The organism is Treponema sp. (assembly GCF_045657965.1).
In the GTDB taxonomy this organism is placed as follows: domain Bacteria; phylum Spirochaetota; class Spirochaetia; order Treponematales; family Treponemataceae; genus Treponema_D.
Genome location: NZ_JAZOUG010000129.1, coordinates 1 through 11,854 on the forward strand (window position 1 = coordinate 1; position 11,854 = coordinate 11,854).

Annotated in this window: 6 protein-coding genes and 1 pseudogene; 5 read left to right on the forward strand and 2 right to left on the reverse strand. The window is 38.7% G+C overall.

Translation table 11 applies throughout. The features are described 5' to 3' along the window. Positions 1–293: pseudogene (locus tag ACKI5B_RS04640) on the forward strand (type I glyceraldehyde-3-phosphate dehydrogenase); the annotation flags it as partial. Between the two features lie 530 nt (positions 294–823). Here the strand turns inward: ACKI5B_RS04640 and ACKI5B_RS04645 are convergent. Beyond that, entirely contained in the window at positions 824–2,587 is a 1,764-nt protein-coding gene (locus ACKI5B_RS04645) for a M30 family metallopeptidase (RefSeq protein ID WP_407426309.1), read from the reverse strand. A 187-nt stretch (positions 2,588–2,774) separates the two neighbouring features. On the opposite strand from ACKI5B_RS04645, the gene ACKI5B_RS04650 reads away from it, so the two are divergent. The 4 genes from ACKI5B_RS04650 (at position 2,775) to ACKI5B_RS04665 (ending at position 10,853) form a co-directional block, all read left to right on the forward strand. Then, on the forward strand, positions 2,775–4,331 hold the full coding sequence (locus tag ACKI5B_RS04650) for a hypothetical protein (protein WP_407426311.1): 1,557 nt from the start codon (positions 2,775–2,777) through the stop codon (positions 4,329–4,331). A 24-nt stretch (positions 4,332–4,355) separates the two neighbouring features. Further along, a complete protein-coding gene (locus ACKI5B_RS04655) occupies positions 4,356–6,986 on the forward strand; it encodes a pectate lyase family protein (protein WP_407426313.1) in 2,631 nt (876 codons plus the stop codon). A 97-nt stretch (positions 6,987–7,083) separates the two neighbouring features. Continuing rightward, the gene (locus ACKI5B_RS04660; protein WP_407426315.1) at positions 7,084–9,774 is read left to right on the forward strand and encodes a hypothetical protein; all 2,691 of its coding nucleotides are present in this window, start codon (positions 7,084–7,086) and stop codon (positions 9,772–9,774) included. Between the two features lie 5 nt (positions 9,775–9,779). Then, positions 9,780–10,853 (forward strand): hypothetical protein, encoded by a 1,074-nt coding sequence (locus ACKI5B_RS04665; protein ID WP_407426317.1) that lies wholly within the window; start codon positions 9,780–9,782, stop codon positions 10,851–10,853. A gap of 3 nt (positions 10,854–10,856) precedes the next feature. Here the strand turns inward: ACKI5B_RS04665 and ACKI5B_RS04670 are convergent. Beyond that, on the reverse strand, positions 10,857–11,854 hold a 998-nt coding region (locus tag ACKI5B_RS04670; RefSeq protein ID WP_407426319.1), incomplete at its 5' end, for a radical SAM protein.

Below are 11,854 nucleotides of genomic sequence, written 5' to 3' on the forward strand. Positions count from 1 at the left end.
CAACAACCATCCTGACTGCTGTTGTTAAAGGCAACGACGTTACAAAAGAAGCTGTTAACGCTGCTATGAAGAAGGCTTCTGACCCCGAGACTTTCGGCTACAACGAGGACGAAATCGTTTCTAGCGATGTTATCGGTATGCGCTTCGGCTCACTCTTCGATGCAACTCAGACTATGGTCAACAAAGTTGCTGACGGCCTCTTTGAAGTACAGGTTGTTTCTTGGTATGATAATGAAAACTCATACACATCTCAGATGGTAAGAACAATCAAATACTTCTCAGAGAACTGCTAAGCTATTTTAGAATTATCTGACTAAAAAACCCGCTTCGGCGGGTTTTTTTATGAGTTTTCATTATCATTCGATTCAACTGTCGCGAAATACGCTGCGCGTTTTCGCTCCGCGCGGTCGCACGCTTGCTACGACCGCAGGTATGATAATGAAACTCATACACATCTCAGATGCCCATGCGCGAGAGCGCAAACGTCAATAACTTCCTTAGTGGCAAACGGCGCGTCAGTGACGTATGGTAAGAACAATCAAATACTTCAGCGAGGACTGCTAAGTTTTAGATTAGTTTGTAATAAAGGCAATGGTCATCACGGCTGTTGCCTTTTTTTTCTTTTTAAAGTATTTGATTGTTCTTTTTATCCGAAAGGTCGCTTTATTGCTTTGCAAAAAGCTCCCGCGCGTTCTTCCGCACTGCTCAGAACGCGGGTTCTCACAATCAAATACTTCTCGTAGGAAGCTTTGCTTCCAGGAACTGCTAAGTTTTAGATTAGTTTGAGAGAAAAGCATCAGTCATCCCGACTGGTGCTTTTTTTTTACTGGATTATTACATACATCGTGATGCAGTCAGCGCCGGTGCTGGAGAAGGTAAGGCTCAGACTGTTTGAGGTTGTGGTGCCGAGTTTATGCAGTGTCATTCCGTATTTCGGACGGAGTGTTACGAAGGTATTGTTAGAAAATAAAAAAGGACCGTTATATGTTTCTTTATTCTGCTCATATCCTCCTTCCTGCTGATTTTCTATAAAGCTCAATCCTGTTTTTGGATAAGAATAAGCGTCAGACCACAAATCAATTGCAGTCATTGGGTAAGTATAGGTTGTGCCGTCTGTTTTTGTATATGTTACAGTTTTATTGTGTGTGCAGGTTAAATTTTTTGTGCAGGCAAGTAAAAACTGCCTGAAAAGTTCGTCAAACGTGTATGAAGTGCTGTTTAAAGTATTTACTGCATTAACCAGTGATTCATTGTCAACATACGGATTGGACATAATTTCACTGACTAAAGCTGCTCCTCCGTACTGCCTGCACAGCCATGAACCGAAAGCGTAGGAAGTTGCATAAGATAGAACTGAATTGCTTTCAAGGTATTCTCTGATTCCTGAAGTAAAATAGTAAATGTTAAACATAGGAATCCGTTCTGCTTTGACATTGTTTGAATCTGTAAGACCTAAATGCTCACTCATCATGTCTTCACAGAGCATGGAAAGCATTTCGTTGTAAGACTGGTCAGGATCTAAATCTTTGTCAATTTCCTTTACTCCGAAATTAATCATGTGCTGAAATTCATGCACTAAAGTTGAAAGAGTTCCGTCCGGATCTGAGTTTGCATAAACGGTGTCGATGTAAAAATATTTTCCCTGATTTGAAAATCTTACGTCGCTTGAAGTGTAATCTGTCTGCGAATAATAGTCTTTTTCATAAAAATATCCTGCAACTCCGCATTTTGTTTCATTTTCATAGTCATTTCCGATGTCATAAAGAACGATATTTACCTTTGTGCCTGTGTCGCTGTAGGAACTCATTGGATATTGTGAACTTGCCTGTTTTAATGTCAGATTTGAATTTGAATAAGAGTAAATGATATTGTCGCTTTCTTCTCCGAAAATATTCCTGACAATTTCATAAAATGAATCGAAGGAGTTCCTGAACTTTTCTGCCATTGCAGAATTTACCTGTGAGCCGCCTGCTGCACCTTCTGTGTAATAACTGTTTACAACCCAGACATAGCAGTAAGTGCCTTTTGCCCTTAAAGTTGCCTGCTTTTTTTGATATAGCCCTATATTACCTTGTGAATTAATTCCCGTATCAACATAAATCTGCTTAGTATCTCCAGTCTGATAGTCAATTACAGTTTTTTCCGGCAAAGTTGAAAAAGAAGCACTTCTCTGTGAAGGTATGTCGTTTTCAAGCGAGATTTTTGGTGCATTAAAATATTTGATTTTTGTTTCTGGTTGCGGCATTTCATTTACTGATGAAAATTCAGAAAGGGCAGAACGTGAATATCCGTCTGAAGAATAAACACAGCGTGTGTGGCTCGAAGAAACTGTGCTGTTTCCCGGATTTACTTTGGCAATATATACGCTTTTTCCCTGAGGAATTCCTGAAATATTTACAGTTTTTACAGAAGGTGAAACCTTAAAGGCAGGATTACTTGAATCGTATGAATAAGAAACTGTCTCTGTTGCAGTTACGATTGTGTACGGAAGATAATTAGCGACTGTTGCAGCTGTTTCCTGAAAAAACATGCAGGAAGAAAACAGAAAAACTGCCGGTAAAGCTGATAATATTTTAAACAGATTCATAAACCCCCTCTTATATTTAAGATTATTATAATGGGAAAGTTCTTATTAATTCAAATAGATTTCTTATTATTATAAAAAAAATAAAAATAATCTTTAGAAAAAAGTCGTTAAAATGCAAAAATAAAAAAGAATTTAATTTTCCGACCTTGATATACTGACTGTAGTTAATAAATTAAGGGGGATTATTGTGAAAAGATTCTCAATTAAAAAACTTTTTGCATTGCAGGCAATTTTTGCCGCATTGTTCATTGGCTGTGCTGCCGACGGCGGTTCAAGTTCAGGTGGTTCAGCAAGTACGCCGTCTGTAAACAACTCTACAGAAAGCACAGGTACTGTTTCCATCGGTGTTTCTGTAGACGGTAAATACTACTGCCCTTACTGTGGCGAAGGTTATGATACAGAAGCAGAAGCTCTTGCCTGCGGTAAAACTGAAGAATGTCTTGGCTGGGAATACACTGTTACATTTACTAATGATGATGAAAGCGCAGCTGAAGAAAATAAATCATCAACCGTAAAAGTTGTAAAAGGAAATACAATCTCAGAAGAAGATATTCCTGCATGGACTAATTCTGATACTTCAAATACTTATGATCTGGAATGGACTGCAGATGCCGAACATTCTGAATATACAGTTTCTTCAAAAATCAAAGCTGATGTAGAATTCACTACAAACTGGAGAAAGTATTATACAGTCACATTTAAGGATTCAGAAGTTACTGATTTTGATACAAACGAAGATGTAACTCATAAAGTTTATGAAGATGCATCAACGAAGACAGTAACGGCTCCGGCGTGGGAAAAAACAGGTTATACACTTTCATGGAATCCTTCTTTTAATTCAACTGCAGATGTTACTGCAAATGCAACATATACTGCCATTTGGACTGCACGTAACAAATACACCGTAACATATAAAGATGTTTCTGCTTATGACGGGGATACCGTAAATGAAGATTCAACAGAAGAAGTTTACGAAGGCGACAAGCCTGTTTCTGTTCCTTCATGGGCAAAAACTCATTACACACTGAGCTGGACAAAAGACAGCGATGAAGTAACACCTTCAGAAACAGAAATTACTGCAAATACGACATTTACAGCAAGCTGGACTGAATACGCTAAATATACAGTAACTTTCGTAGATTCTGAAATCTCTAGTGATGTAACGGGAAGCGATGCTATTGCTGCTGAAACAGACAGCAATCTTGATACACAGACAGTTTACATTGGTGAATATGCAGAACTCCCGAGCTGGGCATCTTCTACACGCACAAACAAAGCTGATTACACAGTTACATGGAGTTCAAGTGTTGAAGGACTTACACCTTCAAGTGCAATTACAAGCGATGTAATATTTACTGCAAGCTGGACAAAGACACCGCAGCTGGCATATATCACATTTACTGATACAAATGCTGCGTCATGCACAAGCTCAGCTTATACTGTAACTGTTACTGGTAATATTAAGTCTGGACTTACAATTACATATGACGGTGTTGAGTATAAAAAACCATTAAAGATGGAGTCAAGCACCTCAATAGCAATTACAGGAACAGCCGGAAAAACTGTTAAGATAGTTACAGATGGTGCTAAGAAAGTCAAAGTTACTGAAAATGGAACAACAACTACTTATACAGCTGCCGCTGACGGTACTGCTTATTCACTTTCATTCACGGCAGCTGCTGATAGTATTACGATTTCGAAAGGTGACAGCTGTAATGTTGGTGTAATTATCATTGAAAACTAATCTGACTTCCAGGGAGAAAAATAAATGAAACGATTCAAATTACTTAAAATATTCACCGCACTCGCTTCGCTAAGCCTGCTTGCGGCAAACTTTACGGGCTGTTCGGATATTTCTTCTGCAGCTGACGAAGTAACTACAGCGTACGGTCGTGTTGCATTCACTGTGCCGGAATCTGTTACTCTTACTGATATTGTTTTTAAGGGTACAGACTCTTCTACAAGTAAAACAACAACTTTCGGCTCATGGAGCACTGCTTCAGAACTTGAAGCTGAAACAATTGCAATTCCTGTAGGAGAATACACTTTCTATCTTTCAGCAACTTACGAAGGTGACTCAATTTCCGGAAGTACTACAGGCACAATTACAGCAAATTCAACAACTGCCTTAACTTTTGAATTGAAACGTAATTCTGTTACTGTTCCGGATGATGATGAGGAAGCAGAAACGACAGTTGTCGGAACTTATGTTACAGAAGGAACTTACTCTGGTTATTATCAGGTAATGGACTGGAACGCAAGTGATTATCTGTTTGGTCTTACAACAGCTTCTGACTCTTCTCAGGCTGCAACTGCAGGAACCTACGGAGATGTAACTCTTATTTCTTCAAAATTTAAGGCAAATGTAACAGCTTCTACAGAAACAGAAAGCGGTCTTATCTGTAACTTCCTTCAGGCAAGTAAAGGCGGAAGCATGAGCCAGTGTTTAAAATTTGTCGTTCCTGTAAATGTTTCTTACATTACAATTAACGCTAAGTGTGGTACAAAAGATCAGACTGATGTTGCTATGAAAATTGCTACGACTGATGAGTCTTCTGTTCAAAGCTTCACATTCAGCGGTTCAAATTACACTACTCAGGAATTTGCATATTCATTAACAGCAGCTGACGGCGAAACACAGAAAGTTGTCTGCCTTTATAATGCAGACGAAAACTATTCTCTCAATATCAAAGGAATTTCTGTTTACGCTCCGACAAAATGGGAGAAAACAAATACAACAATTTCTACAAAAACAAGTACTTCAGCAAATGCTGAAACTTACGAGCCGACAAACCAGACAATTACTGTTGATATGACTGTTACTACTGATGCTTCTTCAAGCGGCTCTTCTGTAACAATTCAGAAAGCAGAAGGCTGGCTCAACAGCATGTATGTAATTTTTAATAACTCGGGTTCAACCTATACAATTACCTGCGACGGAAATACAGTTGACAACGAACTTATCCGAAAATATTCAACATACAAATACAATGAACTTTCTTACTCAGAAGGTCAGTCAACCTGGACAGAAAAATCTTATTCAAATGTAATCCGTGTTGATGTTTTAGGTCTTGCTGCAGGAAGCCATACAATTTCAATTACACCGGCAGGCGGAAGTGCAACAACTGTAACTGCAACTGTCTTAAATCACGACCGTTCAGGATATGCATTCAGCGGAACGGAAACTCCAGGCGCTTATAAATCAGACGGTACTCTTAAAAGCGATGCTGTAGTTCTTTATGTAACAAAAGATAATGCAAAAACTATTACCTATAACGACTGTACAGGTTTACAGGCTATTCTTGATGAAAGTTCCGTCAAAAAGCTTACAGTTCCACTTGATATCCGTGTAATTGGTAAACTCTCTAAGAGTGATTTGGATTACATCGCTTCAAGCTCTGAAGGACTTCAGATTAAGAACAACAAATCACCAATCACTTTTGAAGGTGTTGGTCATGACGCTACAATCTGGGGATTCGGTTTCTTAATCCGTAATTCAACTCATGTTGAAGTTTCAAATCTTGGAATTATGTGCTTCATGGATGACGCCCTTTCACTTGATACACAGAATTACTACAGCTGGATGCATAATATTGACATCTTCTACGGTTCAACCGGCGGAGATTCCGATCAGGCAAAAGGCGACGGTTCACTGGACGTAAAAGGAAAGTCTAACTGGCAGGCATACAGCTATAATCACTTCTGGGATTCCGGAAAATGTTCTCTGTGCGGCATGAAATCTGAAAGTACAGATTCAAGACTGACATATCATCACAACTGGTTCGATCATTCTGATTCACGTCATCCTCGTATTCGTGTTCAGACAGTCCACATTTACAACAATTACTTTGACGGAAATGCAAAATATGGTGTTGGTGTAACAATGGGTTCTTCTGCTTTTGTTGAATCTAACTTCTTCCGAAATCCGCATGATCCTATGATGTCGAGCGGCCAGGGAACTGATGCAACAGGTGACGGTACATTCTCCGGTGAAGCCGGCGGATGGATTAAGGCTTACAACAATAAGTTCTATCAGCTTGGATATAACGGAGTTAAGTTCCAGTACATGACAAATAAAGATTATCCGGATGATAGCGATATTGATGCTTATGTCGTAGATAACAGAACGGACACTGTTCCTTCAACACTCAAGACTGTTTCCGGCGGTACAACTTATTCAAACTTTGATACAAGTGAATCTTTATATCTTGCAGAAGGTTCACTGCAGGAGCCTGATGCTGCCCTTACAAGCGTCCTTAAGTTCTCTGGCCGTCACAATCCTGACTTTGCATGGACTTTCGACAACAGCTCAGAAGATGCTAACTACAGCTTAATTTCGGCTCTTAAATCAGCTGTTGTTGCATACACAAACACAGGTCTTACTTCTGTAGGACAGTAATTCACAGCGTTTTAGATTTTTCCCCTGTTCACATTCTGCGGGCAGGGGATTTTTTTTTGCATTGACAAAATGTTTGTATTATTTAAAAATTAATATTATGGAAAATAATAATATCGAAGAGATTAAAAAATCTAAGCCTTTTATTTCTTTTATAAAATCTTTTTTTATCGTACTGCTTACTTTAATTGCTGTGCTTGCCCTTGCTTTCGGTTACGCTGCCTTTGACAGAAAGTCATCCCTTTCTTCAATTCCGCGGAATTATTCCGTCTATGTGCGCACAAATTCTGCGTTTGATACAGTAAATCCTTTTTTTGATTTACAGGCAGCAGACGTATTTCTTTCAACTCCTGATTTATCACAGATTCGTAAGTCTTTTATGGATTTCCGTTCTTCTTCCCTGCGTGAAAATCAGTTTATACAGTTTGCTTCTTCACGCCCTGTTGATTTTGCCTTATATGGAAACGGTTCAAAAATCGGTGTGGATTCGCATTTTGTAGCTGTTGTTGATTTTGGAATGTTCTCGCTTTTTACAAGAATAGTTTCTTACATGTATCCAAAACTTTCTTACAAGATTGAGAACCTTTCATACGAACAGGGCGAGCAGACTCCTTACTATGTTTACAATGCAAACGGATTAAAGCTTTATATCAAATCCGTCAAAAATCTTGTAATCGTATCTGATTCCTTTGAACATCTGCTTACATCTTCACTTGTCCAGAACGATACTTCTTACACAAAAGAACAGCTTTCTTTATTCAAATCAAATTCAAAAGGCGAGCTTAAAATAATTGCTGACGCTTCATCGCTTATGAATTTTGTTACTGAAGGAAACACAATTCTTTCTTCAATGTCAAAAATTGTTTCTGCTGATTCACTCAGCGTCGTATCTTTTTCTATTACAGATTCTGATATTTCCTTAAAATGCCGGGTTCCGGTCAGCACTGCTGAAGAAGATGCCGCTTCTCTTTCAAATCTTCTGTCTAAAAAATCAACCGTACCTTCTTTACTTACACGTTTTTCAGATATTACTCAGTATTATACGATTTTAAATGCAGGTACTCTTGAAGAACTTAAAAATGCACTTCTGCCTTTTATTCCGGATGTAAAAAATCCTGATGAATTCTGGACGAATTGTGATGACTGGTGCAAATCGCTGCTTTCAATGGACTTAAATGAATTTTTATTTTCATGGAGCGGAAGTGAACTTGCTGTTCTTGGTGTTGAAAATCAGAATGATCCTGTCTTTGTCGTTCAGGTAAAAGATGAAAAACAGCGGCAGAAAGTTTTCAACAAACTTACTGAGTCAATTTTAATAAAGGATGATAATTCACTCATTCTGGGCGGAATCCGTCTGCCGCAGTTAAAATTCCCGCCGTTTTTGAACTGGATGCTTTCGGTTTTCGGAATCAATATGCCGTCACCATATTTTATGGTTCTTGACGGAAACATTTACTTTTCTGAAAGTGCTGAATGTCTTTCAAGCGTCTTTACAAATGCACATTCAGGAAAATCTCTTGTCAAAAATAAAAATTACACGGAAGTTTCCCGTGGTCTTAAAAATGATCTGACACTTTCGCTTTTCTATAATCTTGAGCGCAGTGTTCCGTTCTTCCTGCGTAATAATGAATCATTCTCGCGTGTTCTTCAGCTTTATACTCTCGGCCGTTTTGATACACGCATCGAAAAGGATCTGCTCGAATTTTCTCTTCATGCCGTAGCCAGAAAGAGCGGCAGCCTTTATTCAGTTCCGGGGTTCCCGCTTTCACTTGAAGGCAAGGCAGATACATCAAATCTTCAGGTTGATGCAGGAAAAAATCCCGGACATGTCTACTGGGTCGAAAATTCTGATACAATAAAGGCACTTGATGTTTCAGGCATGCAGATTATTTCAAAGGCAGAAAGTGATAAAATCGAGATTGCTGCTAATCAGAAGCCGAAAAACGGCGGTGTTTTATGGTCAGTTACATCTCATGGTGTTGTTTCGCTTCTTAATTCAAATCTTGAAAATACCGTTAAATTTCCTTTAATGCTTGGAGAAACTGTTTCTGTCCGCCCGTGTGCTGTCGGAGAAAATCTTGTGGTTGTTTCAGAATATGGCAATGTTTTTATTGTAAAACCTGATGCTTCTCTGGTAACTATAGAAATTCCCGGGCTTTCTGCAAAATCTGAACCGGTTGCTTTGGCCGGTGGAAAAAGTTTTGTAGTTTATCATAAAGCCTTTCTTGGTAAAATCTATTACTTTGAAGATGATAAATGTTTGAATCTCAACGAACCTTTTGAAATTCCGGGAATTGCGCTTGGTTCTCCGGCAATTTTAAAACACAGCGGGAAAAATTACATTGGATTTGTGACTCAGGCAGGTGAAATGAATATCTGGAGAGCAGATTCTAAAACAGGTGAGCAGATTGAAAATTTCCCGATGAGGCTTGGCGGAGTCTTTATGATAAATGTTGTTGCTTCAGAAAAATATTTCTATGCCCTTTCAAATGATGCACTTTTATACAGGATTTCTCCTGACGGTTCTGTGCTGAGCGTTCAGATTCCGAATTCAACTGCAAAAAACGGCTTTATCTGCCTTCGTGATACAGAAAATAACGGAAAATTCAGTCTGTTTGTCTGTGCAGATGCAAATGTTATTTACGGCTTTAATGAAAATCTTGAGCTTCTTTCCGGCTATCCTTTAGCTGGTTTTGGAAAGCCTGTCTTTGCTGATGTAAACGGTGATAAAATAGGTGAGTGTATTGCCCTTACAATTGATAAAAAACTTGTAGCATGGAAAGTGAGGTAAATTAAATGAAAAAACTGGGAATTTTGTTATGTGTGAGCCTGATTTTTGCTTCCTGTGTATCAATGCAGGACGACATTTATATTGACAGTGTTTCAAATGTTACGGAAGTTTCCAGCTTTGAAAACCGTTTTTCTTCTCTGGATGCACAGTTCATAGCTTCTCAGGACATTATAAAAGACAAAACTTTTAAGCAGTCTGCTCAGAAACTGATTGCCGACATTCAGACAGCTTTAAATGATGTTACAATAAAAAAAGCTGTAGCTGCACGCCTGTATGCGATTGCCGGCTGTATGGCCTTTGATTCAGGTGAAAAATCGCAGGCAAAAAAGTTTTATGAGTTGTCTGTAAACTCTTTTAAGGGGGACGCCCGTTCTTTAATTCTTGCACACCGCCTTGAAATCGAAAAAAATCTTTCAGAAAAAACAAAATTGTTTTCTGATAAATCCCTTTTAATTCTTGAATCAGCTCTTACTCATTATTCAAACCTGGAATATGCTCAGGCAGTTGCACAGTTTGATGAAGCATTTTTGTCACTGGACAGCTTTTACCGCTCTGCATACGGGTCTCTTCGTGATAAAAGCTGGAATCTGCGCAATTTAGGTGAAAATAATTCGGCACTTCTTGCTTTACCAAAGTTAACTGTAATGGAAATGATTTTGATTGCAGATTTGAACCCGGATCTGCTTTTTAACTATACCGTTGGAAAAAACATTTCAAATAAAGAACTTTATTCTAAAATTGCAGGAAGCGGGCTATTAAATCCTGCTTCAAAACCTCTTGATGAACAGAATTCAGTTTCCAAAGATACGCCTGTTACAAAATTAATTGCAGCCCGTTTTTTATGGAATCTCTACAATCAGCGTAGAAATACACCTTCTGATTTGACAAAGTATTCTGCCGCTTATGCAAATAAAAAACGAAGTCCGATTATTGATGTAAAACTGGATTCACCTGATTTTGATGCTGCTTTAGGCTGTGTAGAAAATGAAATAATGCACCTGGATGATGGAATTGAACTTGGAGCTGAACGAGAGTTTTCTGCCGTTGAATTCAACGAGTGTGTAACAAAAATAAAATAGATTTCAGGCTTTTAATTTACAGACATAATCGCAGAAGGTGCAGATATCACTTGTTTTTCCTTCAGGAAGCCGGCCTTCTTTTTGAAGTTTTTTAATTTCATTTGAGAGCCCGGTTTCAAAACAAAGTGCAGTCATTTTGTTTTCAGCTGCATTTTTGAGAACGGTGTCAAAGCTGTCTGTAATTTTTCCGATAAAAAGCTCTTTGTTTTCGTTTGCAAAACCGCAGCATGGTGCAATGTCGCCGGTAGCATGTATAAAAAGAATCTGACCCATCGATTCGCATAAATCGTCTTTAAACCATTTCTTATCTTTCCATGCCCGCTCATCTGTTGACTGATAGCTTTCTGTCTGAATGTATGCCGGAAGAAAATACTCGCTGTCTGTCATTGCTGCAACTCCGCGGCCTGATTTTGAGATTTCTTCACTGTAAGAAAGATTAAGTTTATCGGCTAGTGATTTTAATTTTTCTGAGATATTCAGGGCGTTGCGGGATGTGCCCGCAGAGGGGGTAGCGGCCAACGAAGTGGACGCGCAGGGGGAGACTTCTCCCTTCACACTTTGAATTTCTATACTTTGACAGCCGAAAAATTTCCATGCTGTCTTTATAAATATTGCAATACGCTCTTCGCTTTGTGCATGGAAGGTGTCATAACTTAAACCGATTTTACCGTCATAGCCTGCATCATAGATTTTCTGGAATGCTGCAGTTAAATCTTCTTCTGTTTTCCACCAGTCACCGTTTGTCATTATTCTGTCAAACATAAAATCATTATCAACTGCCTCTTTAATGATTTTGCACAGAAAGTCAACGCACAAGAACGGTTCTCCGCCCGAAAAACCGATGCTTTCAATTTGTGATAAGTCTGAATCGTGCACAGATTTTAAAAACTTTACTGCATCTTCTGTGTTCAAATGACTTGGATTTCGGTTAATGAAGCAGTGTGGGCAGTGAAGGTTACAGGCAGTTGTGCAGGCAAAAATAATTTCGGTTGGATTGAACA